General features: G+C 45.1%; 16 protein-coding genes and 3 rRNA genes. 12 read left to right on the top strand and 7 right to left on the bottom strand.

All coding sequences use genetic code 11. The features are described from left to right. Positions 1 to 113 precede the first annotated feature (113 nt). The 4 genes from MZ182_RS00265 (at position 114) to glpG (ending at position 3,595) form a co-directional block, all read left to right on the top strand. On the top strand, positions 114 to 1,307 hold the full coding sequence (locus MZ182_RS00265) for a glycine C-acetyltransferase (RefSeq protein WP_248067646.1): 1,194 nt from the start codon (positions 114 to 116) through the stop codon (positions 1,305 to 1,307). 11 nt (positions 1,308 to 1,318) lie between these two features. Next, the gene (tdh, locus tag MZ182_RS00260; RefSeq protein WP_248067643.1) at positions 1,319 to 2,344 is read left to right on the top strand and encodes an L-threonine 3-dehydrogenase; all 1,026 of its coding nucleotides are present in this window, start codon (positions 1,319 to 1,321) and stop codon (positions 2,342 to 2,344) included. Positions 2,345 to 2,447: 103 nt separating this feature from the next. Continuing rightward, a complete protein-coding gene (gene glpE / locus MZ182_RS00255) occupies positions 2,448 to 2,753 on the top strand; it encodes a thiosulfate sulfurtransferase GlpE (protein ID WP_006084745.1) in 306 nt (101 codons plus the stop codon). Next, positions 2,750 to 3,595, top strand: a complete 846-nt coding sequence (gene glpG, locus MZ182_RS00250) for a rhomboid family intramembrane serine protease GlpG (RefSeq protein WP_011787468.1) — start codon at positions 2,750 to 2,752, stop codon at positions 3,593 to 3,595. The genes glpE and glpG overlap by 4 nt, the downstream gene beginning before the upstream one ends. Positions 3,596 to 3,681: 86 nt before the next feature. Here the strand turns inward: glpG and elbB are convergent, their stop codons facing one another. Continuing rightward, a complete protein-coding gene (gene elbB, locus MZ182_RS00245) occupies positions 3,682 to 4,344 on the bottom strand; it encodes an isoprenoid biosynthesis glyoxalase ElbB (RefSeq protein ID WP_248067639.1) in 663 nt (220 codons plus the stop codon). 386 nt (positions 4,345 to 4,730) lie between these two features. On the opposite strand from elbB, the gene polA reads away from it, so the two are divergent. After that, positions 4,731 to 7,499 carry a DNA polymerase I gene (gene polA, locus MZ182_RS00240; protein ID WP_248067638.1) on the top strand — a complete coding sequence of 923 codons (2,769 nt, stop codon included), beginning with the start codon at positions 4,731 to 4,733 and terminating at the stop codon, positions 7,497 to 7,499. A gap of 811 nt (positions 7,500 to 8,310) precedes the next feature. Here polA and yihA read toward each other — a convergent pair. Continuing rightward, a complete protein-coding gene (yihA, locus tag MZ182_RS00235; protein WP_011920302.1) occupies positions 8,311 to 8,970 on the bottom strand; it encodes a ribosome biogenesis GTP-binding protein YihA/YsxC in 660 nt (219 codons plus the stop codon). A gap of 169 nt (positions 8,971 to 9,139) precedes the next feature. Here yihA and MZ182_RS00230 point away from each other — a divergent pair, with 169 nt between their 5' ends. The 5 genes from MZ182_RS00230 to hemN all read left to right on the top strand — a co-directional run bounded on the left by MZ182_RS00230 (position 9,140) and on the right by hemN (position 14,023). Beyond that, a complete protein-coding gene (locus MZ182_RS00230) occupies positions 9,140 to 9,763 on the top strand; it encodes a c-type cytochrome (protein ID WP_011920303.1) in 624 nt (207 codons plus the stop codon). Positions 9,764 to 10,580: 817 nt separating this feature from the next. After that, positions 10,581 to 11,219, top strand: a complete 639-nt coding sequence (locus MZ182_RS00225) for a methyltransferase domain-containing protein (protein WP_011787463.1) — start codon at positions 10,581 to 10,583, stop codon at positions 11,217 to 11,219. Between the two features lie 90 nt (positions 11,220 to 11,309). Beyond that, on the top strand, positions 11,310 to 11,861 hold the full coding sequence (gene yihI, locus MZ182_RS00220; protein WP_248067635.1) for a Der GTPase-activating protein YihI: 552 nt from the start codon (positions 11,310 to 11,312) through the stop codon (positions 11,859 to 11,861). Between the two features lie 69 nt (positions 11,862 to 11,930). Beyond that, positions 11,931 to 12,398: a DUF2489 domain-containing protein gene (locus MZ182_RS00215; RefSeq protein ID WP_248067633.1), complete on the top strand. Its 468-nt coding sequence runs from the start codon at positions 11,931 to 11,933 to the stop codon at positions 12,396 to 12,398. Between the two features lie 248 nt (positions 12,399 to 12,646). Then, a complete protein-coding gene (gene hemN / locus MZ182_RS00210) occupies positions 12,647 to 14,023 on the top strand; it encodes an oxygen-independent coproporphyrinogen III oxidase (RefSeq protein ID WP_014609519.1) in 1,377 nt (458 codons plus the stop codon). A 96-nt stretch (positions 14,024 to 14,119) separates the two neighbouring features. Here the strand turns inward: hemN and add are convergent, their stop codons facing one another. Beyond that, positions 14,120 to 15,115 carry an adenosine deaminase gene (gene add / locus MZ182_RS00205; protein ID WP_115016650.1) on the bottom strand — a complete coding sequence of 332 codons (996 nt, stop codon included), beginning with the start codon at positions 15,113 to 15,115 and terminating at the stop codon, positions 14,120 to 14,122. Between the two features lie 210 nt (positions 15,116 to 15,325). Between add and MZ182_RS00200 the strand changes: the two genes are divergently transcribed. Next, positions 15,326 to 17,137, top strand: a complete 1,812-nt coding sequence (locus MZ182_RS00200; protein WP_248067632.1) for a DUF885 domain-containing protein — start codon at positions 15,326 to 15,328, stop codon at positions 17,135 to 17,137. Between the two features lie 95 nt (positions 17,138 to 17,232). Then, complete coding sequence (locus MZ182_RS00195) at positions 17,233 to 18,216, top strand: alpha/beta fold hydrolase (protein WP_014609516.1); 984 nt, start codon at positions 17,233 to 17,235, stop codon at positions 18,214 to 18,216. Here the strand turns inward: MZ182_RS00195 and MZ182_RS00190 are convergent. From MZ182_RS00190 to MZ182_RS00175, 4 genes are all read right to left on the bottom strand, one after another. Next, positions 18,173 to 20,623 (bottom strand): EAL domain-containing protein, encoded by a 2,451-nt coding sequence (locus tag MZ182_RS00190; RefSeq protein ID WP_317233125.1) that lies wholly within the window; start codon positions 20,621 to 20,623, stop codon positions 18,173 to 18,175. The genes MZ182_RS00195 and MZ182_RS00190 overlap by 44 nt on opposite strands. Before the next feature lie 239 nt (positions 20,624 to 20,862). Then, positions 20,863 to 20,978: ribosomal RNA gene (rrf, locus tag MZ182_RS00185) — 5S ribosomal RNA — on the bottom strand. Between the two features lie 221 nt (positions 20,979 to 21,199). Then, positions 21,200 to 24,092, bottom strand: a 23S ribosomal RNA gene (locus MZ182_RS00180). Positions 24,093 to 24,418: 326 nt separating this feature from the next. Further along, a 16S ribosomal RNA gene (locus tag MZ182_RS00175) occupies positions 24,419 to 25,961 on the bottom strand. The 16S, 23S and 5S rRNA genes sit together here, the layout of an rRNA operon. Positions 25,962 to 26,417 lie beyond the last annotated feature (456 nt).

Raw genomic sequence — 26,417 nt, 5'->3', positions numbered from 1 at the left:
AAACTAGTTTATCTTGCGAACCTGCATGAAAAAAAGGCTGTAGGCCGATAGGGTTTAGCGTTAGAATGCCGCAACTCCCAGAATCAGAATAAAGTTAACTAAGGAGATATCAGGTGGCCTCTACCTCATTCTACGCACAGATTAATCAACAACTTGCAGATATCAAAGCCGAAGGCTTATATAAAAGCGAACGCATTATCGCCTCACCGCAACAGACCGCCATTCAAGTTAACCATCAAAAAGTTGTTAACTTTTGTGCCAACAACTACTTAGGCCTAGCCAACCACCCAGAACTGATCAAAGCCGCCCAACAAGGCCTAGACAGCCATGGCTTCGGTATGGCGTCAGTCCGTTTTATTTGTGGTACTCAAGATATCCATAAAAAGCTAGAAGCCAGCCTGAGTGAGTTCCTCGGCATGGAAGACACGATTCTGTATTCTTCTTGCTTCGACGCCAACGCTGGTCTGTTCGAGACCCTGTTAGATGCCGAAGATGCGATTATCTCCGATGCCTTAAACCATGCCTCTATCATCGATGGCGTGCGCCTATGTAAGGCTAAGCGTTTCCGTTACGCTAACAACGATATGGCGGACTTAGAAACGCAACTGATCACCGCAAAAGAAGCCGGCGCGCGCAATATTTTGATCGCCACTGACGGCGTGTTCTCCATGGACGGCGTGATCGCCAACCTGCAAGGTGTGTGTGACTTAGCCGATAAATATGGCGCACTAGTGATGGTAGACGACTCACACGCCGTAGGCTTTGTTGGTCAAAACGGTCGCGGCTCCCACGAACACTGTGGTGTGATGGGCCGTGTCGACATTATCACTGGCACCTTAGGCAAGGCCTTAGGCGGCGCATCGGGCGGTTTCACTTCAGGTAAAAAAGAAGTCATCGACTGGTTACGTCAACGCTCTCGCCCTTATCTGTTCTCTAACTCATTGGCGCCGTCGATTGTGACAGCCTCTATCCATGTATTAGAGATGCTTAAATCTGGCCAGGCGCTGCGTGAAGCGGTATGGGAAAACAGCCGTTATTTCCGCGAAAAAATGTCAGCGGCAGGCTTCACTTTAGGCGGCGCCGACCATGCAATTATCCCTGTGATGATTGGCGATGCGAAACTGGCAAGCGACTTCGCGAACCGTTTATTAGAAGATCATATCTACGTGATTGGCTTCTCCTTCCCTGTTGTTCCCAAAGGACAAGCCCGAATCCGTACGCAAATGTCGGCGGCACATACCCGTGAGCAACTCGACAAAGCGATTGAAGCCTTTACCCGTATTGCTAAAGAAATGGCGATTATTTAGGACCCTACAACATGAAAGCACTAAGCAAGTTAAAAGCCGAAAAAGGCATTTGGTTAGTCGATGCGCCTAAGCCTGAAATGGGCCACAACGATCTGCTAATCAAGATTAAAAAGACCGCCATTTGTGGCACCGACATGCACATCTACAACTGGGACGAATGGTCACAAAAAACCATTCCTGTGCCTATGGTGGTCGGCCACGAATATGTGGGTGAAGTGGTTGATATCGGCCAAGAAGTCCGTGGTTTTAAAATCGGTGATCGTGTTTCTGGCGAAGGCCATATCACCTGTGGCCACTGCCGTAATTGCCGCGCGGGTCGCACCCATCTATGTCGTAATACCTCAGGTGTAGGTGTAAACCGCGAAGGTTCATTTGCCGAATACTTAGTTATCCCCGCCTTTAACGCCTTTAAAATCCCTGATGATATCAGCGATGATTTAGCCTCAATCTTTGACCCATTTGGTAACGCAGTACACACGGCACTGTCATTCGATTTAGTCGGCGAAGACGTGTTGATCACAGGCGCAGGTCCTATCGGTATCATGGCAGCAGCAGTATGTCGTCATGTAGGTGCTCGCCATGTGGTGATTACCGACGTTAACGAATACCGCTTAGAGCTAGCCCGAAAAATAGGGGCGACTCGCGCTGTAAACGTATCAAAAGAAAATCTAAAAGACGTGATGAAAGAACTCGGCATGACCGAAGGTTTTGACGTTGGATTAGAAATGTCTGGCGTACCATCGGCCTTCCACGCCATGTTAGATACCATGAACCACGGCGGTAAAGTCGCTATGCTCGGTATTCCGGGTGGCGAAATGGCTATTGATTGGAGCAAAGTGATCTTCAAAGGTTTGGTCATTAAAGGCATTTACGGCCGTGAAATGTTCGAAACTTGGTACAAGATGGCAAGCCTTATCCAATCTGGCTTAGACATTTCCCCAATCATCACTCACCACTACAAGATTGATGATTTCCAAAAAGGCTTTGACGCTATGGGCTCGGGTCAATCGGGTAAAGTCATCCTCAGCTGGGATTAATTCCCTTAGCTATAATACCCATCACGGGGCTGTACACATGCAGCCCCTTGTTGCACACTTATCCCATCTTGATTTTTATCTATTAGCTTTGTCAGGTTTTATTATGTCTTCCTTTAAACACTTAAGCGTTAATCAATTGCTGCAAATGACCGAAGCACAGCCAGTGCAAATCGTCGATATCCGCGATGGCAATAGCTTCACCAATGGCCATATTGCTGGAGCAACCAATCTGAATAACGAAAATCTCGCACAATTTATTAGCCAAGCAGATATGGATAGCCCACTCGTAGTCGTTTGCTACCACGGTATGAGCAGCCAAAATGCCGCGCAGTATTTATGCGAACAAGGTTTTGATGATGTTTACAGCCTAGACGGCGGCTATAGTGCCTGGCATGAGGCGAATGCATGATAGAAATTGGCAGACTCCCCAACAGCAGAGCCGCGCAGGCATTTGTCGATTACCTCAAAGGTGAAAATATTGACTGCCAAATCGAGCCGCTGGTTCAAGGTGTCGCCATTCTTGTTATCCATGACAAAGATGTGGAACAAGCACGCCAAGAGTTTGCCCATTTTATTGCCCACCCTTACGACAATAAATATCTGCAAGCCTCATGGGAACATGGCGATACTCAGACCAAACTCGATTATGGCGCCCCTTCGCTACAGCTCTTTACCCAATTTATTACCGGTGCAGGCCCAGTCACGCTGATTGTATTTGCGGTTTGTGTACTCATCTTTGCAGCGATGAACTTAGGATTCGCCAATCCAATCTACGAAACGCTGTCCTATTTTGGAGCAGTATCTCAATCAGATCTCAGCCAGTTCTGGCGTGTTTTTACACCCAGCCTGCTACATTTTTCCGCCATGCACGTCATCTTTAACTTGCTCTGGTGGTGGTATTTAGGTGGCCGAATCGAAACCCGTATCGGTACTACACCGTTGCTCATCCTACTTTTTATGGCGGGCACATTACCAAACATCATCCAATACTATGTCAGCGGTCCTAACTTCGGTGGCCTATCGGGCGTTGTGTATGCAGTGGTGGGTTACACTTGGATCATGGGAATACGTAAACCTGCCGCTGGCATAGGATTACCGCCTGCATATATGGGATTTATGATGATTTGGTTGGCATTAGGGTTCACGGATATTCTAGGGGTTTCGGTTGCTAATGGTGCCCACATTGGTGGCTTATTTATAGGTTTAACCCAAGGGTTATTCGATAGCCGAAAGTCCCCGAACTCAATCTAATTTCGTTATACCAAGATAAATCCTGAAACGCATGGGGATTTATCTTGGTTCAATGACGCGCTCTCACACGCAACAAGCGGCTCAAACTAACGCTCGTCAGTCATCTCCAGCACCTTGGCAACCAGCTTCTCGATGCCTGAGTGCGCTTCAGCAATACTGCCTGCCAACATATAAGCGGGAGTGCTAACAATCCGATTCGCTTCATCCACGACTATCTCATGCACTGTTGCGATATGATGCTCACCGCCCATCAAATTAAACGCTGCGACAGTCTCGCTATCATTACCGATCGTGCCTTTTACGCCATGGGGATATAAACGCGGGATCATCATAGGGGCAATACAGATAAAGCCAACGGGCTTTTTCGCCAGAATGAACTCATTGATAAAATCGGCCACCAGTGGCTCCACTTCACACTCACTACCATTAGTCGCAAAATTACATAGGTTTTTAGCCGCGCCAAAACCGCCAGGAATAACTAATGCGTCAAATGCTGCAATCTCTAGCTCAGTGGTTGACTTTATTTCCCCACGGGCGATACGTGCCGATTCCACCAATACATTACGCGTATCAGTGACATCGACTTCTCCAGATAAGTGATTAACTACATGCATTTGATTGATATCAGGAGCAAAACATTGATAATGTGCGCCAGCTTTCGATAGAGATAATAGGGTTAAAACCGATTCATGGATCTCTGTTCCATCGAAAACACCACACCCGCTGAGTAACACTGCGATTTTTTTCATTAAAAATATCCCTCTTATGTGATTTGGTTTTAACAAACTGCAAACAAATTGGTTGATCTGATTAAAAATCGTGCTAACTTAATTCGTCGAATCTGAGCGATGTCGAAAATTAAGTCAATCTTAGATGTATTCTACGGAGTCAATAAAAAATCCACAAATTAGGAAAATTTTTCAAGAAACAGTATTGAACTCACAAAAATCAATTTTAAACATAAAAAACAACAACTTAAAAATATCGCACTTAGTCGTATACAAAGCCATTATTCATAGTTGACTTTTTCACTCACAGACTTATCCACAGGCTGAGTGTCAATTTGCCATGGCTGAAATAGTGCTTCTGTGGCATGCTAACCGCCATCTAAGTCATCGATAAACGAAAAATACTTATGCCTACCATTGCAAACAACCCACTTGTCCTTGTGGATGGATCTTCTTATTTATACCGCGCCTATTATGCGCCTCCTCACCTGACAAACTCAAAGGGCGAAGCAACGGGTGCCGTCTATGGCGTAGTAAATATGTTACGCAGTCTATTGAGCCGTTACCAACCGAGCCATATCGCCGTCGTATTCGATGCCAAAGGTAAAACCTTCCGTAATGATATGTACAGCGAATACAAAGCACAGCGCCCACCGATGCCGGATGATCTTCGTTCACAAATCGAACCTCTGCATAGGATTATTCACGCCCTTGGTTTACCCCTTATCTCTATCCCTGGCGTTGAAGCGGATGATGTTATCGGCACAATTGCCCGCCAAGCAAGCCGTGAGAATCGCGCCGTACTCATTAGTACAGGTGATAAAGATATGGCCCAATTGGTTGATGAAAATATCACGCTGATCAATACCATGACAGATACCATCATGGGGCCCGATGAAGTTGCAGAAAAATATGGTGTAGGTCCAGATCGTATTATTGATTTCTTAGCCTTGATGGGCGATAAGGCCGATAATATTCCTGGCTTACCTGGTGTCGGCGAAAAAACGGCATTAGCTATGCTGACTGGTGCAGGAAGCGTGGCCAACCTACTCGCAGCTCCCGAAAAGGTCTCTGACTTAGGCTTCAGGGGCGCAAAAACGATGGCGGCAAAAATCATTGAAAATGCCGACATGCTTAGACTCTCCTACGAACTTGCTACCATTAAAACCGATGTGGAACTTGAGCAAGATTGGCATGAGCTCACTGCCAAACCCGCAGATAGAGACGAACTGATCAAATGCTACAGCGAGATGGAGTTTAAGCGCTGGCTTGCCGAGGTCTTAGATAATAAAGCACCAACGACCGTAGTCGCGGATGCGGCTAAAGTCGAAACCCAAGAAAGCTCTATGCCAAATCCTGCACTTGAAACTCAATACGACACGATTTTAACCGAAGCTCAGCTTGATGAATGGATTGCCAAGCTGAAACAAGCATCATTAATAGCCGTGGATACAGAGACCACGAGTCTCGACTATATGGTCGCCGAACTGGTTGGCATGTCTTTCGCTGTGGAAGCAGGCAAAGCCGCTTACCTGCCTTTAGCTCACGATTATGTTGGCGCGCCTCAACAGTTAGATAAGCAATTTGCGCTCGAAAAACTACGCCCCATTTTAGAAGACGACAAGGTCAAAAAAGTCGGCCAGAACCTGAAATATGACATCAGCGTTTTGGCTAATGCGGGCATTAAATTACAGGGTGTCGTATTTGATACCATGCTCGAATCCTATGTTTTTAACTCCGTGGCTTCACGCCATGATATGGATGGATTAGCGCTCAAGTATCTAGGCCATAAAAACATTGGCTTTGAAGATATTGCAGGCAAAGGGGCGAAACAACTTACCTTCAATCAAATCCCGTTGGAAGTTGCAGCCCCGTATGCTGCGGAGGATGCGGATATTACTCTGCGTTTACACCAGCACCTATGGCCAAGGCTAGAAAAAGAACCTCAATTGGCCTCAGTATTTACTGAAATTGAATTACCCTTAATCCAAGTACTATCAGACATTGAGCGCCAAGGTGTATTAATTGATAGCATGTTACTCGGCCAACAGAGTGATGAGCTAGCGCGTAAAATCGATACCTTAGAAGAAAAAGCCTACGAGATTGCAGGTGAAAAATTTAATCTCGGTTCACCCAAACAACTGCAAGTGCTATTTTTTGAAAAACTAGGTTATCCAATCACCAAAAAAACACCAAAGGGCGCGCCATCGACCGCGGAAGAAGTATTAGTCGAATTAGCCTTAGATTTCCCACTGCCAAAGGTGATCCTCGAGCATCGCAGCCTATCTAAGTTAAAAAGTACTTACACAGATAAACTACCGCTGATGGTCAATGCCAAGACTGGGCGCGTTCACACAAGTTACCACCAAGCTAATGCGGCAACAGGGCGCTTATCGTCAAGCGAGCCTAACCTGCAGAATATTCCTATTCGTACCGAAGAAGGTCGCCGCATTCGCCAAGCCTTTATCGCCCCTGCAGGCCGTAAAATTTTGGCCGCTGATTACTCACAAATCGAACTGCGGATCATGGCACATCTATCCCAAGATGCGGGTCTACTCAAAGCCTTCGCCGAGGGTAAAGACATTCACAGAGCCACCGCTGCCGAAGTATTTGGAACTAACTTTGATGCTGTAACAACAGAACAGCGACGCCGCGCTAAAGCCGTAAACTTCGGCCTTATTTATGGTATGTCAGCCTTTGGTTTAGCTCGTCAACTGGATATTCCTCGTAACGAAGCTCAAACCTATATTGATACTTACTTCGCCCGCTACCCGGGAGTGTTAAGGTATATGGAAGAAACGCGCGCAGGAGCAGCAGAATTAGGATATGTTTCAACACTATTTGGTCGTCGCCTCTACTTGCCCGAAATCCGGGATCGTAATGCAATGCGCCGCCAAGGCGCAGAACGTGCTGCGATTAACGCACCGATGCAAGGCACGGCTGCCGATATCATCAAAAAAGCCATGATCAATATTGCCCAGTGGATCAAGACAGAAACCCAAGGCGAAATCGCCATGATTATGCAAGTCCACGACGAATTAGTATTCGAAGTCGATGCCGATAAAGCAGAGACGCTCAAACAAAAAGTATGTGAACTCATGGCGAAGGCTGCAATCCTCGATGTAGCATTACTCGCAGAAGCTGGCATTGGTGATAATTGGGATGAAGCCCACTAACCCAATCTGAGCGACATCTTTTACAAAAAACTTAAAATCAACACAATGAAAACAAAGATAAATCTGAATCTACTATAGCAATAGCATTCAGATTTATCTTCTTGTTAATCAACACCTTTAAGTGTCGTCATCAAATAATAAGTAAGAATGTGTGCTCATTCTTACTTTTGACTGCTAAAGCCGAGCCAATATTTTAGAGTAAAAACATTAAATTTGATGCTGTGATCGTTTTTGTATAAAAATTTCTATTAATTCATTACAAACAGCGTGTTAAGTTCTTTAAATGAAATTTTCAGATCAAAATAAGATGTTTTTTCACACACAACTTGAGATCAAACGCACATAATTACCTCTTTTTTGAAAAAACTGTTTTCCATTTAAAGATAAATGCCGTATTATTCTCTGCGTAGGGTACAGAGGTTAAGATGTTCTATCTTTCAGACCTTTATTTCACTTATAGTGATGAGCCAAATTCTGGCGCCTCAGCAACTTGTTTGCTGAGGCTTTTTTTTGCGTATTTTTTAAAAAATTCATCACAAAATTTAGAGCATTTACTTTAATAAACAGTAAATCCCATGTATGCTGTCTTCATTGAGAACCATTGAAGCTAATTTTTAATGGTGCTTGAGTCTTGTTGAATTTAGCTTCTCCCCAAAAGAGCTAATATTATTTAGGCCGATAACACTGTTATCGGCTATTTTTTTACCTGAAATCTGAAAAGTGGCGGGAAGTACTGCCAGAAGATAGAAAGAAGGCACAAAGCAAACTACACAGCTTAAGTTAGGCTGCGTAGGCTTTGTTAATAAAAAGATTAGTTAGATTGTTCTGCGGTATCTAACTCATCCCTCAACCACTGGGGATGACACCATTCATTTAAGATACTTAAGACTTTAGGCTTACCAGTTCCCTTCAAAGCAGAGAAAGGCTCTACCAGAACCCAATCACCAAAATCTGCCAGAGCTTTACGCACTTCATTCACCGTTTTCATTTTGGCACTTTGAGCTAACTTGTCAGACTTTGTCAGTAGAGCCAGAACAGGGATCTCACTCGCAACTGCCCACTCGATCATCTGCATATCTAAATCTTTTAAAGGATGACGGATATCCATTAACACCACTACGCCACTTAAACAGGCACGCTTTTGCAAATATTCACCCAAGGCTTGCTGCCATTTGTTTTTCATTGCCAGTGGTACTTGTGCAAAACCATAACCAGGCAAATCCACCAATCGTCGCTGAGAATCGAGTTCAAAGACGTTAATTAGCTGAGTCCGTCCAGGTGTTTTACTGGTTCTCGCCAAACTCTTTTGCTCAGTTAAAGCATTGAGTGCGCTAGACTTTCCAGCATTAGAGCGGCCAGCAAAAGCAATCTCAACACCAACATCGCCGGGCAGATATTGATCCAAGTGTGCAATGTCTGGTGCACTAATTAAAAACTTCGCCCTGCGAAAATCTATATGAGATTCAGTCACTATTTACTCCAAAATATTTGCTGCGCAATACCATAATTAATGAAGAATTGCTTACTTTTCCACGTTTTCGTGTAAAATATTACTCCGATCACATTAAATACATTTTACCACGCTTGCGGGTCACCCTAGTAAGCTCAGGATAATAATCTTAACCAGAAGTTGGAACGCCATGAAAAAGTTAGCTCTTGCGCTGTCTGTTGTAGTTGCCGCCATATCTTCACCTGCGATTGCTGAAGGTAATGCTGAAGCGGGAAAAACTAAAATTATCGTTTGCTCAGCCTGCCATGGCATGGACGGTAACAGCATGATCGATATGTACCCTAAGCTTGCTGGCCAACACGGCACTTATCTCCAGAAGCAATTACACGATTTCCGTAGCGCAGCGCAAACTGGTGGTAAAAACGGTCGTATGGATCCTATCATGGGTGGTATGTCTATAGCTCTAAGCGATCAAGATATTCTCGACATTAGCGCATATTTTGCGAGTCAAACAGTTCAAGTTGGTGAAGTAAAAGATATCCCAGAGCTCGGCGCTCAACTCTACAAAGGCGGTGACGTTTCCCGTGGTATTACCGCCTGCATGGCATGTCATGGTCCTGATGCAAAAGGTGCTGAATTAGCAGGTTTTCCAACGCTTGCAGGCCAACATGCAAACTATATCAAAATTCAACTCACCAAATTCCGTGATGCTGGACGCAATAATGACTTGAATGGCATGATGCAAGATGTAGCTAAAAAGTTAAATGATAACGATATTGATGCGTTATCCAAATATCTATCAAGTTTAAAATAAGTTCACAGTATTAAAAAGGGTGTTTTGTCACCCTTTTTTTACACCCAAAGTTTACGTTCACGTAAACTGCGAAAGATTCAGGCTTGACATAGATCACGTATTTAGGTTTAATTAGCCCCGTACCGAGATAAACCCATCTGCTTGTACAAATAAATTAATCATAACTTGCAGATTTCGGTATAATTAACATTAAAGATATAAGAATAAAAAGACTCAATAACAATAATATAATTAAGACTACTCTCTAATAATAACAAGAGTCGTGGTTTCGCTTTGAAATCCAAGTCAGTACATTTTTGTAAGGGATGGCCGATAACGCCAATTTGCGCTAAGCAAAACGCCTTACACTCAGGGTAACTTGCCCCATCAGGACACAGTTTGAATGATTCAAATTGTAGCAAAGGAAGCTAATTAGCTTAGGATGCACTGGCTGGAAGCTTGTTATCACTGGAAGGTACTTTAAGCAACATGGATGGTTAACTGAACGTCAATGATGACGCTGCTATACAAGATGTGTCTTGAGACCATCTACAGAAACTGTGGTCAGGATGGCGACAGAAAATGAATTAAGTGTCTGGAAGACCGATAACGAAAATGTTGCAGGGAAAGCAGTAAAAAAAGAAGGATACCGACCGGGAAAGTCGCATAGCAAGTATGGATACTTGGAATCAGGATAAGGTGCTAAATGCACCCTTTGTAAGGCGGCAGTTAAACTGCCGCCTTTTTTCTTTTGTAACACACCATCAGTGTCTAAAATGTGCACTCAACCAATATAATTGGTACAATCAAAGCCTTAATAACCACTTCAGCAGACTCAATGCCCAGATGCCCTCTTTGTCATAACAGTCAGACACAACTCCTTCATCAAGATAAAAAGCGGAGTTTTTATGTTTGCAAGACATGTGAGTTAACCTTTGCGGATGCGAATAGCCATTTACCCCCCGCGGCAGAGAAGCAAAGATACGGTCGTTCACGCATAGCGTCGAAGCAAAAGCAGTTATCGCAATTTATTTTGCCGCTGTTAGCGCAATTAGAGCAGCAACAAGCTGGCAGTTTATTAGGATTGAATTTTGGTCGCATACTCGATGATGAGAGCCTGACGACCATAGAAAATGCGGGCCACAAATTAAACCAATATGATCCCTTCTTTGCACCAGACCATGAAACACTCAAGCAGGAGTATGATTTTATTTGCTGCTATCGTGTCTTTGAACATTTTAAAAACCCCATAAAAGAATGGAGTCTGCTCTCGCGCTTATTACGTCTAAGAGGATGGTTAGCAATTAGTACTCCATTACTAATTGATTTAGATGGTTTTGCTAAGTGGCATCATAAAAATAATCTCACTCATGTAAGCTTTTACCAACGACAGACCTTTGAGTTCCTAGCAAACAATAGCGATTTTGAACTATTATTTGCCGCGAAAGACCTCGTTTTGATGCAAAAAACATCATAATCTGGTATAACACCCGACCTAATTTAGCACCTTATAGATATGATTATCTCTTATCTGTAAGGCCACACGTTGTAAATAATTGAGAAAACCATGTCTCGTAGCAAGAAAACACGCAAGGGCGGCGAGAATAGCCCCAAGTTGCAGCCAAGAGTGAAAAAGCAAGACCGTGCTGTAGCAACTGGCAAACGTAAAGAAAGCGGTAATAAGTCAGGTAGTCGTCATAATGAAGGACTGATCCTTGCTCAGGCTCCGCAGCAAACTGCAACGCAAAAGAAAGATCCACGCCATGGCAGTAAAAAACCTGTGCTATTAGCCATTCCAGCGGCAACAGAAACAACGCAAGCAGCAAAGGTTAAGCAACCTAAACTAACTGATGAGCAAAAGTTGTTGAAGCTGGAAGAAGATCCAAGACTAAACCAATTACTCGATATGCTAGAAGAAGGTCGCGACCTTAATGACGCCGATCAAAAATGGTTAGATCAACAGTTAAATAAGATTGAAGCTCTGATGGTCAAACTTGGAATAAGTGATGAACTAGATGAGGATGTGCCTGCCTCAGCTAAAGCGCTCTCCGATGATGAGTTGTTCGATAAATTTGAGTCAGGTGCTGATTTACTTAAAGATTATCAAGATAAATTCTAATTTCTAATAATGCATAAAAGCAAAGGCATAATTTCCTTTGTTTTTATGCCTGTTACATAAGGAATATTTGTGTCTACGGCTCTCATTGTCCTCGGTTTTATCATCATAGTGGCACTCAGTAGCTACGCTACCTTTTTACTCTTAAAACTCAAGCGGCAAAAACAACGTCAACAGGTAGCACATGCCGAACGAGAAGTTGCTGCAAATGCGAAAAGAGCTCAAGTTTTAGGAGATATTCGCTATATAGCGACAGCAATGATTGAAGATCGGTGCGAAATATCTGAAGGCGTGGTGAGAATTGGCCGTTTATTCGAGATTTTATCCCTCAGTGAACGGGTGGCTCCAGAGTTTCCTTCATTATTCCAACACTTTGAGTTAATTAAAGGTCATCCCATAATGGAGGCTCGCCAAGCATTGCCTAAGCAGGAAAGGATGAAGTTAGACTTAATCAGAATGAAGTCAGAAGCTGAACTGGCTGAGGGCATCAATGATGATGCAAAAAAATTATCCGACTACCAACTCAAAGCAACACACTAAAAAGACCCCGAAACCATAAACGGTGACTTTTGAGGTCATCTACATCACATTATTTTGTACCGCCCAAAACATCTTCCCGTGAACCTGTGCACAAAACCTCCAAAAAATGACAGACATTGAAACCTTTTTCATAGATATTGCGTAACTTCTAAAAATGCAGACTTCATTTTTACAACCTAGATCAAGGTTATTTACTATAGAACCTTGCATACTTCGCTTGTTGCTAATTTACCCTCGGAGGACACGCCTTGAAGCAGCCCACTCAGATTAGTTGGGATCAGTCGATGATCGAAAAATATAACTACAGCGGTCCCCGTTATACCTCTTACCCAACGGCATTAGAGTTCGATGATTCTTTCACCGAACAAAGTCTATTAACTGCCATTGAAACTAGCAAAAGCGATAAGCTATCGCTGTATATTCATATCCCGTTCTGTGCCAAGCTTTGCTATTACTGCGGCTGTAATAAAGTCATCACCCGCCACCAACACAAAGCCGATCAGTACATTGAATATTTAAGCCAAGAAATTATTAAACGTGCACCCCTGTTCAAACATTACAGTGTGACCCAAATGCATTGGGGCGGCGGTACACCCACTTTCTTAAATCCAGAGCAAATTTTAAAGCTGACATCATTGATTAAAGCCAACTTTAACTTTGCGGATGAAGGTGAGTTTTCAATTGAAGTCGATCCCCGCGAGATTGAACTTTCAATGCTCGACACGTTGAAAGAAGCGGGTTTTAACCGAATCTCCATCGGCGTACAAGATTTCAATAAAGAAGTGCAAATTGCCGTTAATCGCGAGCAAGACGAGCAATTTATTTTCGACTTAATGGCTAAAGCAAAAGCCATGGGGTTTGTGTCAACCAACATAGATTTAATCTATGGCTTGCCACACCAAACACCAGAAACATTTGCCGCAACAATGCAGCGCGTTTTAGATTTATCGCCTGATCGGTTATCGGTATTTAACTATGCTCACTTACCTGCGCGCTTTGCCGCTCAGCGTAAGATCAAAGACGAACATTTACCTTCGCCAAAACAAAAACTCGAAATGCTGCACCAAACGATCGAGACCTTAACTGGCGCGGGCTACCAATATATTGGTATGGACCACTTTGCTAAGCCCGATGACGAGTTAGCCAAGTTACAGCGTGAAGGCAGACTACACCGCAACTTCCAGGGTTATACCACCCAAGAAGAATGCGATTTGTTAGGTCTTGGCGTATCGTCCATCAGTCAGATTGGCGATTGCTATGCACAAAACCAGAAAGATATCCGTCCTTACTATGAAGCCATAGATAAAGACGGCCATGCCCTGTGGAAAGGTTGCAGCCTAAACCGTGACGATGAAATCCGCCGCGTAGTGATTAAACAGCTGATTTGCCACTTCGATTTAGATATGGCCAAAATGGATGAAAAACTGGGGATCCAGTTTGAAGAATACTTCGCCGAAGACTTAAAACTACTGCAAACTTTTATCGACGATAAATTAGTTGAAGTGGTCGACAGAAAAATCACTATCAGCCCAACAGGCCGTTTATTGATCCGCAATATCTGTATGTGCTTCGACCTTTACTACCGTCAAAAAGCGCGTCAGCAACAGTTCTCGCGCGTGATCTAAAGGCTCTTTGCCGTACTCACAAGTGCTGCACAAAAAATCCGACTCTAAGTCGGATTTTTTATTGATGGCAATTTTTATTAACGACTCAGAATCGACTTATACCTTAGCGGCATAGAGTGCTTTGCGCTCACTATCGGATAAAAATGCCATTTCAACCCCGTTGCGTTGCACCTGCGCTAACTCAGCATCGGTTAACTTGAGTTCAGATTTAGCGATACGATACTCATGCTTAATATCGATAGCACTCACACCAGGATCATCGGTATTTAGGCTTATCAACACGCCTGCATCCATAAAGGTTCTGAATGGATGCTCAGCGTAAGAAACCACTGTAGAAGTATGCAAGTTACTGGTCGGGCAAGATTCGATGCCAATACGGTGCTTAGCGAGATATTCCATCAGCTTAGGATCGTGAATCGCGTTCACCCCGTGGCCAATTCGAGTTGCGCCAAGTTCTTGAATCGCTTGCCACATACTTTGTGAGCCCGCAGCTTCACCGGCGTGAGCCGTAATCGCAAGGCCTGCATCACGAACACGTTTAAAGTGATCGTTAAATAACTCACCTGGGAAACCCAATTCATCACCTGCCAAGTCCATCGCCACGAGATGTTGTTTATGGGCAAGTAAGCCTTCAAGTTCTTGAGTACAAGCTGCTTGACCAAATGAACGTGACATAATGCCAATTAAATTGATCTTCACGTTATAGTCTTTTAAGCCCGCTTTAACGCCGTCAACTACCGCCTCAACTACGCCTTCAATCGGTAACTTATGGTTCATCGCCATATAGTAAGGACTAAAACGTAACTCAGCGTAATCTAAGCCAGATAACGCCGCATCGGCAACGTTTTCATAGGCGACGCGTTTCACTGCATCCAAATCAGCGAGTACGGCAACCATCCAATCGAGTTTCTTTAAGAAGGCGACTAAGCTAGTTTCTTTCCCCTGAATTTGCACAAAAGGTGCGAGTGTCTCTAAAGAATCGGCAGGTAGCGCAATGCCGTGTTGGTGTCCTAGTTCCCAAATGGTATTTACCCGCACATTACCGTCTAGGTGACGATGCAGATCCACCAATGGAATGGATGTATCAATCATATTTAACCCCTATTTGAACTACCCAGCCAATGCTTTTGTTATTTGGTCGCGGGCGGACACTAAGTTTAACACGCATTTTCAGGGGCATTTATGGACCAGATGCATTTAAATTCACATTTAGTCACAATTCTGCTTAATATCCGTACAAGGAACTGCCGTATTCATCAGGCATAATGACTTCAATAACAAAGAAAATATCAGAGATCTAACATGCATAAACTCTTAACCCCCAGTTTATTGATATTCGCATTAGCCGCCTGCAGTGCCACTCAAACCACAAAAAATATTCAAACCCCATCGTCACAGACAATATCAGCAGCACAGTCGCAAGTTGAGCCAATCGCTCCCGCGCTGCAAGCGATTATCGACCAAAGCTGGCAATTACAGCTCAGCGCGAGTCCTGAAATGGCTTACAGCATGGGTGATACCAGTGCCGCAGGAAAATTAGCAGATCTCTCGCCAGCCGCGCTCGCTAAGCTTAATCAAGGTCAAATCGCAGTATTAGCGCAGCTCAAAGCACTCGACCGCAGCAGCTTGAGTAAAGAAGATAAGATTAATGCTCAAATACTGGAAGATCAGATCCAAAACGATGTCGACCTATATAGCTTCAAGGATTATTACCTGCCCATTACGGCGGAAAGCGGCTTCCACGCGTATATCACGTCAATCGCACAGGGAAGATTCAACACCTTAGAGGATTACCGCAACTATATTGCCAAACTCAATGCACTCCCGACCTATTTCGCCCAGCAAACCCACTGGCTAAAACAAGGATTAGCCGAGGGAATAACGCCGCCAAAAGTGACACTCAATGGCTTTGAAGACAGTATCAGTGCTTATATTGTCCCTGTTGAAAAGAGCGGTTATTTCAAACCTTTTACGCAATATCCCAGCTATTTCACTGAGGCACAAAAAACTCAGCTGACCCAAGAAGGCCGCGCTTTAGTTGAGCAAAAAGTTCTACCTCTGTACCAAAACTTTTATGATTTTATGACTAAAGAGTACATTCCCAATGCACGGGAAAATATCGCAGCGAGTAGCTTACCTAACGGTGCAGAATTTTATGAGAATAGAGTACGTTACTATACGACCTTGAATATGACGTCGATGCAAGTGCATGAACTGGGCTTAAAAGAAGTACAGCGTATCCGCCAAGAAATGGAACAAATCATCGCGTCGGTAGGCTTTAAAGGCAACTTTGCCGACTTCTTACATTTTTTGCGGACCGATCCCAAGTTTTACACCACCAGTGCCGATCAGTTACTCAAAGAAGCGGCATTTATTGCCAAAAAAGCCGATGCCATGCTGCCTAAGTACTTCGGCAAACTCCCCCGTAAACCCTATGGCATTGCACCAGTACCCGCCGAAATTGCACCGAAATACACCACGGGGCGATATTCAGGATCTAACAGCGATGACGAGCCAGGTTACTACTGGGTCAACACTTATGCATTGGATAAGCGCCCACTCTACGAGTTAGAAGCCTTAACCTTGCATGAAGCCGTACCCGGTCATCATCTGCAAATTTCATTGAACTCTGAACTAACTTCACTCCCCGACTTCCGTCGTTATAGCTATATCTCTGCCTTTGGTGAAGGATGGGGCTTGTATAGCGAATACTTAGGCTTAGAGGCCGGTTTCTACCAAGATCCATACAGTAACTTTGGTCGCTTAACCTATGAAATGTGGCGTGCTGCACGTTTAGTTGTAGACACAGGCATGCATGCCCAAGGATGGAGTCGTCAACAAGCCATCGACTTTATGGCTAGCAATACCGCACTATCACTGCACAATGTCACTACCGAAATTGACCGCTATATTTCGTGGCCAGGACAAGCCTTGTCCTACAAGATTGGTGAGTTAACAATCAAACGATTACGTGCCAAGGCAGAACAGGAACTCGGCGACAAATTTGATATTCGTGCCTTCCACGATGCTGTGCTCGAAAATGGCTCAGTGCCTATGTCAATCCTCGAACAGCAAATCAATGATTTTATTGAAGCGAAAAAGGTGACACGCTAAGTTAATGAAATTCATGGGAGTCGGTATTTTCAGACTCCCATGGTTGTCTGTTACACTCTAGCAAACCATTCAAGCCAAATGATTTGCGACTGAGTATGAGCCAAGCCAAAGCGACATTTTCAACTGAACACGATTTAAATACCTCAGAGCAGCAAGCCTTCTGGCAAACCGTTGTCCAAGATACGCTAGCCTCTGCCGACGGCGTCACGCTGGCCTATATGATGGTCAAACATCCCCAAGCGCATACCGCAATTGTTCTCAGCAGTGGTCGAGTCGAGTCCTATTTAAAGTATCAAGAATTGATCTTCGACTTATACCAACAGGGTTACTCTGTTTATGCCATAGATCATCGTGGCCAAGGGCTATCGGATCGAATGACAATCAACCCACATATGGGACACGTGCGAAGATTTAATGATTATATCGATGACTTTGCTCTATTTATGCAGAAGATAGTGTTACCACAAAACGACAAACAACTCATGCTACTCGGCCATTCAATGGGTGGCGCGATTGGCACTTTGTATCTCAAACAGCACCCCGATATTTTTACTGCGGCGGCATTTTCGGCGCCCATGTATGGCATTAAATTACCTATGCCTAAAGGGTTCGTGCGTTGGTTAGCCAGTAAACTCGATACCACACTCAATGGCGGCGAGCCTAATTATGTGCTTGCAGGACAAAACTATAAACCTGTTCCATTCAAAGGGAATGAGCTAACTCACAGCCAAACCCGATACCAAGCCTACCGAGAATTGTATGATGCCGCGCCTAAGTTACAACTCGGTTCACCCACTAACCGTTGGTTGACTGAATCTTTAGATGCCGCAGATACTTGCGTACTGGCAACGGCACAAATTCGCACTCCGATACTGATACTGCAAGCGAGTGAAGATAAGATTGTTGATAATGCGGCCCAGAATCTCGCCGTGAGTACCCATTGCCAATTGAAAGTAATCGCTGGAGCTGCCCATGAGATTTTTATGGAAAAAGACGCCTGCCGAAACCAAGCCTTAAACTATGCACTCGATTTTTTTAAACGCTACGCAACAAAGAATTCGAATGGAAAAGTTGTTTAAAATCAGCAAAATTTAGTGCTCGGCTATAATAATAGCCTTGATAAGCATGGCAACCTAATGCCGTAAATATCTGTTGTTGCTGTGCTGACTCTATACCTTTAGCCACTAAGCATAGGTCGAATGGTAATACTGATTGAATTAATGCTTTTTGCCATATCTGCGTCGAGGTAATAGAAGCGACACAACTCAGATCTAACTTTACTTCGCTTATCGGATACTGATTTAAGCAGCTTAACGCAGCGTGACCTGAACCAAAGTTATCTAGAATGACTGGCACCCCAATCTCCACTAACTGGGTAATACGTTCATTCACAAAAGCATCTTGTAAGAGTAGTGCAGATTCATTTAATTCAATGCCAAGTTGATTAGTACGAATTGAATACGTACGAATCAAAGCAATTAAATGCTCAATAAAATCAATCTGACAAAATGATAACGCGCTAATATTGATCGTTATACGAGGAAGAGATAAACCCTGCTCATCTGCTTGCTGTAATAATATACATATTCGTTTAGCAACACTTAAATCTAACCCAGCAATCAAACCACAACGTTCAGCAAGGGCAATAAATTCAGAAGGAGAAACAACATCACCATTAGCTAAATACCAACGTGATAACACTTCTGCAGAGAGAATTTCGCCCGCTACATTCACAATCGGTTGAAACATTAATGATAGCTTTTCATGTTCTATCGCTAACTTAAGCTCATGTTGTAACAGCTCATCACGGCTCTGACGAACATCTAACTCCGAATGATAAAAAGCGCAACCGCATTGCCCTAACAATTTTGCATGTTTTTGGGCTAGCTCGGCGCAGCGTATCACAAGTAGGGGCTCTAATGTTTCTACTGGATCGAGCAGATAAATACCGACATTGGCATTTAATTCAAAGTGATGATCTCTGTAATGAAATGGTCTTGCAATGATTTGCCTCAACTCAGTCGCTAGGGCTAGAGTTCGACGTGCAGCCACTTCTGCATCAATCGACAATTCTTTAGCAAGCAAGGTGAAACGCCCTAACTCCAAATGTCCAACAATAATATTGTCTGTGAAGTAGCTCGAGAGTCTCGCGCCAATCTGTGTAAATAAACGCTCAGCTTCATGTGAAGTTAGCGAGTTCATTACCCCTAAACTCTCAACCTCAATAAAAAATAATCCTCCCCAATGACCAGAATTATCTTCTTGAGTCAGAAATTGGGACAAACGTTCCATGAATACTGCTGGTAACATTCGATGCCCTGCAACTGAATGTTCAACTAACTCTGCAATTGCTGCATGGTTTTTCTCACTTTCAGATACATCAACATGGATGCCTATCATCCGCATTGGACGGCCCAAATGATCCCAATCAACAAGCATGCCACGATCGAGCACCCATATATAATGACCATCACGATGCCGCAGTCTATGGACACTCTCAAACTCTTTACTTTTACCGCTAATATATTCCTGCAAACAATCTAAAACAGTATCTCGGTCTTCCGGATGCAGCCGCGACTCCCAAGTTTTAAAAACACACTCTAATTCATCAGGAGCATATCCAATCATCTCTTTCCAACGATCGGAAAGAAATACTTCACCAGTGCTAATATCCCAATCCCAAATACCATTACGAGATCCCTCAACGGCAAATAGCCAACGCTGCTCACTGTCATTTAGCTGTTTTACTGCACGTCCCAAACGGGCATGTACCTCCTGTAAACTGCTTTGCAGTGACAAAACCTCTGAAGAACTCCAAGGGATCTGAGTTGAAAATTCAGGTGTACCTATATGCTTTGCACTTTCACTTAAAATCCGAAATGGCTTAATTAATAAAAAATATAAAATGAGAGTAAAACCAATCAATAGCAATCCACCCAAGCCCCATACACGGATAAATCGCTGTTGTAACTTAGCAGAGGCTTCTGAAACTAAAGGAGCCAAGTCAGATTCGAGGTAAATTAATTCAACTGCACCAGGGTATTGAGAAATAACAGGATAATAAGCCTGAATCGTTAAACGCTCCATATTGACAGATACTTGCGGGAGAGAGGATTGAGCAACGGTATGATGTCGAACAACATCATAACCATCAATAACTTGAATAGCATTACTATCGCGCCAAACGGTATGATTAGCAAAGCGGATCCGACTATCCATATCCACCAATATATACACCATTGTGTTCATATCCAGTGCAGCCAATGACACCTCTTGTTCTATACGCTCAATATCCTGTAAAACTTGTGCCGATTGTACAACCGCCTGCATTCTCAAAAGCTGTTGTTTTATTTGAGTAACCTGACGTCCAGCGAGCTCACTGCGTATTTGATCACTCTCATACAAATACTCTCCTATGACTAACACCAAATAAAGTATTAGCATACAAAGAGGAATTAGAACTGCGAGTGAAAGTTTTCTAAGCATCTGCGCTAGGCAGCCTTCTACTGAACAATGAATTATTCGTATGCTAACGGGAAATAGGATACTAAGCAAAAGGACTTAACGAAGTTATCGAGATCTTCTGCTAATTAATGGAGTTCAGCGATAATTTAACAATCTAGGAATAAATATTATGCGTCATCAAACGGGTATAGCTAAAAGTGAAATGCAAAAAAGCCAGCTTATTCAGCTGGCTTTGTTACATCTTTACAAGATAATTAGGCGCTTGGCGATGACCTACTCTCACATGGGGAGACCCCACACTACCATCGGCGCGATTGCGTTTCACTTCTGAGTTCGGGATGGGATCAGGTGGTTCCACAATGCTATTGTCACCAAGCATATTCGGTTTAAACAAGGTATCAGGGCGCGCTTTGCGCTTCTAGGAACTAGAACCTAGGACCTGCTGTACCTTATTTAATAATTCGGAAAGCTGATTGTTTTTTGAGTTCAAGTACACGGATGTACTGTGTGTCATAAATGCAGGAGCATTTTATGACCACACTTTATTAAGTGTTTATATTCTGTCTAAGGCTTCTTTGTAAAACCCATCTGGGTTGTATGGTTAAGCCTCTCGAGTCATTAGTACATGTTAGCTCAACGCCTCACAACGCTTACACACCATGCCTATCAACGTCCTAGTCTCGAACGGCTCTTTAGTGGACTTATAGTCCAAGGGATGACTCATCTTGGGGCTCGCTTCCCGCTTAGATGCTTTCAGCGGTTATCGATTCCGAACGTAGCTACCGGGCAATGCCATTGGCATGACAACCCGAACACCAGCGGTTCGTTCACTCCGGTCCTCTCGTACTAGGAGCAACTCCCCTCAATCATCCAACGCCCACGGCAGATAGGGACCGAACTGTCTCACGACGTTCTGAACCCAGCTCGCGTACCACTTTAAATGGCGAACAGCCATACCCTTGGGACCGACTTCAGCCCCAGGATGTGATGAGCCGACATCGAGGTGCCAAACACCGCCGTCGATATGAACTCTTGGGCGGTATCAGCCTGTTATCCCCGGAGTACCTTTTATCCGTTGAGCGATGGCCCTTCCATTCAGAACCACCGGATCACTATGACCTACTTTCGTACCTGCTCGACGTGTATGTCTCGCAGTTAAGCTGGCTTATGCCATTGCACTAACCGTACGATGTCCGACCGTACTTAGCCAACCTTCGTGCTCCTCCGTTACTCTTTGGGAGGAGACCGCCCCAGTCAAACTACCCACCAGGCACTGTCCCTAACCCCGATTAGGGGTCTAGGTTAGAACATCAAAACTACAAGGGTGGTATTTCAAGGACGACTCCATCAGGACTAGCGTCCCAACTTCATAGTCTCCCACCTATCCTACACATGTAGGTTCAATGTTCAGTGCCAAGCTATAGTAAAGGTTCACGGGGTCTTTCCGTCTAGCCGCGGGTATACGGCATCTTCACCGCAATTTCAACTTCACTGAGTCTCGGCTGGAGACAGCGTGGCCATCATTACGCCATTCGTGCAGGTCGGAACTTACCCGACAAGGAATTTCGCTACCTTAGGACCGTTATAGTTACGGCCGCCGTTTACCGGGGCTTCGATCATGAGCTTCTCTTGCGATAACCCAATCAATTAACCTTCCGGCACCGGGCAGGCGTCACACCGTATACTTCCTCTTGCGAGTTTGCACAGTGCTGTGTTTTTGATAAACAGTTGCAGCCACCTGGTATCTGCGACTCCCGTCAGCTTAGAGAGCAAGTCTCATCACCAACAGGAGCGTACCTTCTCCCGAAGTTACGGTACCATTTTGCCTAGTTCCTTCAGCCGAGTTCTCTCAAGCGCCTTGGTATTCTCTACCCGACCACCTGTGTCGGTTTGGGGTACGATTCCCGCTAACCTGAAGCTTAGAAGATTTTCCTGGAAGCATGGCATCAACTACTTCAGTCCCTTAGGACCTCGTCATCAGCTCTCAGTGTATAGCAACCCGGATTTGCCTAAGTCACCCACCTACCACCTTAAACGCGGACTACCAACGCCGCGCTAGCCTAGCCTTCTCCGTCTCTCCATCGCAGTTAGCGGAAGTACAGAAATATTAATCTGTTTCCCATCGATTACGCCTTTCGGCCTCACCTTAGGGGTCGACTCACCCTGCCCCGATTAACGTTGGACAGGAACCCTTGGTCTTTCGGCGAGGGGGTTTTTCACCCCCTTTATCGTTACTCATGTCAGCATTCGCACTTCTGATACCTCCAGCGTGGGTTACCCCTTCACCTTCAACGGCTTACAGAACGCTCCTCTACCGCGCAACCCTAATGGGCTGCACCCGTAGCTTCGGTGGTATGTTTAGCCCCGTTACATCTTCCGCGCAGGCCGACTCGACTAGTGAGCTATTACGCTTTCTTTAAATGATGGCTGCTTCTAAGCCAACATCCTAGCTGTCTAAGCCTTCCCACATCGTTTCCCACTTAACATACACTTTGGGACCTTAGCTGACGGTCTGGGTTGTTTCCCTTTTGACGACGGACGTTAGCACCCGCCGTCTGTCTCCCGAGTAGTACTCATTGGTATTCGGAGTTTGCAAAGGGTTGGTAAGTCGGGATGACCCCCTAGCCTTAACAGTGCTCTACCCCCAATGGTATTCGCTCGAGGCGCTACCTAAATAGCTTTCGAGGAGAACCAGATATCTCCCGGTTTGATTGGCCTTTCACCCCCAGCCACAAGTCATCCGCTAATTTTTCAACATTAGTCGGTTCGGTCCTCCAGTTGATGTTACTCAACCTTCAACCTGCCCATGGCTAGATCACCGGGTTTCGGGTCTACACCTTGCAACTAAACGCGCAGTTAACACTCGGTTTCCCTACGGCTCCGCTATTCGCTTAACCTCGCTACAAAATGTAAGTCGCTGACCCATTATACAAAAGGTACGCAGTCACGGTCTCAAGGACCGCTCCCACTGCTTGTACGTATACGGTTTCAGGTTCTATTTCACTCCCCTCACAGGGGTTCTTTTCGCCTTTCCCTCACGGTACTGGTTCACTATCGGTCAGTCAGGAGTATTTAGCCTTGGAGGATGGTCCCCCCATATTCAAACAGGATGTCACGTGTCCCGCCTTACTCGTTTTCATCTACGGTTAGTTTTCGTGTACGGGGCTATCACCCTGTGCCGCTGGACTTTCCAGACCATTCCACTAACACCCCATAGACTTAAGGGCTAATCCCCGTTCGCTCGCCGCTACTAGGGGAATCTCGGTTGATTTCTTTTCCTAAGGGTACTTAGATGTTTCAGTTCCCCTCGTTCGCCTCATGTAGCTATGTATTCACTACATGATGACCGCTTATGCGGCCGGGTTCCCCCATTCGGACATCGTTAGCTCAAATGCTTGTTACTAGCTCGCCAACGCTTTTCGCAAGTTACTACGTCCTTCATCGCCTCTGACTGCCAAGGCATCCACCGTATACGCTTAGTCGCTTAACCATACAACCCAAATGAGTTTCACTTGAATTGTTGCGACCAGCTGGTTTTACTTGTCTCACTTCTGACCAAAGAAGTGGACGCGCCTTAGACTTGAATATTCAAGACACTTAATAAAGTGTTTGAGAACTCAATGTTCAATGCTTTCGCATTAAACTTTTTTCGTATCAACACAACGACAGACATCATTGTGTTTAATACTATCAGCTTTCCAAATTGTTAAAGAACTACATCGACCTGCTAGAGGGATGTTTCGCTCTACCCGTCCTAAGACAGGATAAACAAGCAATCTGTGTGAACACTCAAAAGCATCAAGTTAGTCGTATAGGTAAGGAGGTGATCCAGCCCCAGGTTCCCCTAGGGCTACCTTGTTACGACTTCACCCCAGTCATGAACCACAAAGTGGTGAGCGCTCCCCCGAAGGTTAAGCTACCCACTTCTTTTGCAGCCCACTCCCATGGTGTGACGGGCGGTGTGTACAAGGCCCGGGAACGTATTCACCGTGGCATTCTGATCCACGATTACTAGCGATTCCGACTTCATGGAGTCGAGTTGCAGACTCCAATCCGGACTACGACGAGCTTTGTGAGATTAGCTCCACCTCGCGGCTTTGCAACCCTCTGTACTCGCCATTGTAGCACGTGTGTAGCCCTACTCGTAAGGGCCATGATGACTTGACGTCGTCCCCACCTTCCTCCGGTTTATCACCGGCAGTCTCCCTAGAGTTCCCACCATTACGTGCTGGCAAATAAGGATAGGGGTTGCGCTCGTTGCGGGACTTAACCCAACATTTCACAACACGAGCTGACGACAGCCATGCAGCACCTGTCTCACGGTTCCCGAAGGCACTAAGCTATCTCTAGCCAATTCCGTGGATGTCAAGAGTAGGTAAGGTTCTTCGCGTTGCATCGAATTAAACCACATGCTCCACCGCTTGTGCGGGCCCCCGTCAATTCATTTGAGTTTTAACCTTGCGGCCGTACTCCCCAGGCGGTCTACTTAATGCGTTAGCTTGAGAGCCCAGTGTTCAAGACACCAAACTCCGAGTAGACATCGTTTACGGCGTGGACTACCAGGGTATCTAATCCTGTTTGCTCCCCACGCTTTCGTGCATGAGCGTCAGTCTTTGTCCAGGGGGCCGCCTTCGCCACCGGTATTCCTCCAGATCTCTACGCATTTCACCGCTACACCTGGAATTCTACCCCCCTCTACAAGACTCTAGTTCGCCAGTTCGAAATGCTATTCCTAGGTTGAGCCCAGGGCTTTCACATCTCGCTTAACAAACCGCCTGCGCACGCTTTACGCCCAGTAATTCCGATTAACGCTCGGACCCTCCGTATTACCGCGGCTGCTGGCACGGAGTTAGCCGGTCCTTCTTCTGTAGGTAACGTCACAGATGAGCCGTATTAAGACTCACCCTTTCCTCCCTACTGAAAGTGCTTTACAACCCGAAGGCCTTCTTCACACACGCGGCATGGCTGCATCAGGGTTTCCCCCATTGTGCAATATTCCCCACTGCTGCCTCCCGTAGGAGTCTGGGCCGTGTCTCAGTCCCAGTGTGGCTGATCATCCTCTCAGAACAGCTAGGGATCGTCGCCTTGGTGAGCCATTACCTCACCAACTAGCTAATCCCACCTAGGTTCATCCAATCGCGGAAGGCCCGAAGGTCCCCTCCTTTCCCCCGTAGGGCGTATGCGGTATTAGCAGTCGTTTCCAACTGTTATCCCCCTCGACTGGGCAGATCCCTAGGCATTACTCACCCGTCCGCCGCTCGCCACCTCAGGAGTAAACTCCCTTGTGCTGCCGCTCGACTTGCATGTGTTAGGCCTGCCGCCAGCGTTCAATCTGAGCCATGATCAAACTCTTCAATTAAAGTTTTGGTGCTTCCGTCTTTCGACTTCAGCGGCTCAATGAATTCTGATTTTTGTTTCCGCTTTTAAAAAAGCGAAATCAAAATTATGTACATATTGCTATGAACACTCAATCACCTAAGTGACTTGAAGACATTGATTTAAATTTTTGACTGCCAACCCGAAGGCTAAGCAGTTTCGATTAACTCAACACCTGTGAGTGTCCACACAGATTTCTTGTTTTATCTTGTTAAAGAGCAACTCAACCTCGTAAGAGAAGGTGAGTACCACACTGAGCGCCGAACGCTTCCAGTTGGCTAGGGCTGCGTATTTTACGCATTTCCCGTTTAGCGTCAAGGAGTTTTTTTCAACTTCTTGCTGCGCTTGAATTAAGTGCTTAAAAGCTACTCAGTTCAACCTAACTCTTCAGTTGGCTTTCGCTGTCTGCCGTGTCAGTGGATGCGCATTATAGGGAGAT

Origin of the sequence: Shewanella sp. JNE2, assembly GCF_023159115.1 — a bacterium.
GTDB lineage: Bacteria > Pseudomonadota > Gammaproteobacteria > Enterobacterales > Shewanellaceae > Shewanella > Shewanella putrefaciens.
The sequence above is the reverse complement of the archived record's forward strand: the minus strand, read 5'-3'. Positions and strand labels throughout refer to the sequence as shown.

Coding starts and splice junctions, on each gene's coding strand:
- tdh (WP_248067643.1), top strand. CDS start 1,319: ATGAAAGCACTAAGCAAGTTAAAAGCCGAAAAAGGCATTTGGTTAGTC.
- glpE (WP_006084745.1), top strand. CDS start 2,448: ATGTCTTCCTTTAAACACTTAAGCGTTAATCAATTGCTGCAAATGACC.
- glpG (WP_011787468.1), top strand. CDS start 2,750: ATGATAGAAATTGGCAGACTCCCCAACAGCAGAGCCGCGCAGGCATTT.
- elbB (WP_248067639.1), bottom strand. CDS start 4,344: ATGAAAAAAATCGCAGTGTTACTCAGCGGGTGTGGTGTTTTCGATGGA.
- polA (WP_248067638.1), top strand. CDS start 4,731: ATGCCTACCATTGCAAACAACCCACTTGTCCTTGTGGATGGATCTTCT.
- MZ182_RS00230 (WP_011920303.1), top strand. CDS start 9,140: ATGAAAAAGTTAGCTCTTGCGCTGTCTGTTGTAGTTGCCGCCATATCT.
- MZ182_RS00225 (WP_011787463.1), top strand. CDS start 10,581: ATGCCCAGATGCCCTCTTTGTCATAACAGTCAGACACAACTCCTTCAT.
- yihI (WP_248067635.1), top strand. CDS start 11,310: ATGTCTCGTAGCAAGAAAACACGCAAGGGCGGCGAGAATAGCCCCAAG.
- add (WP_115016650.1), bottom strand. CDS start 15,115: ATGATTGATACATCCATTCCATTGGTGGATCTGCATCGTCACCTAGAC.
- MZ182_RS00200 (WP_248067632.1), top strand. CDS start 15,326: ATGCATAAACTCTTAACCCCCAGTTTATTGATATTCGCATTAGCCGCC.
- MZ182_RS00195 (WP_014609516.1), top strand. CDS start 17,233: ATGAGCCAAGCCAAAGCGACATTTTCAACTGAACACGATTTAAATACC.
- MZ182_RS00190 (WP_317233125.1), bottom strand. CDS start 20,623: ATGCTTAGAAAACTTTCACTCGCAGTTCTAATTCCTCTTTGTATGCTA.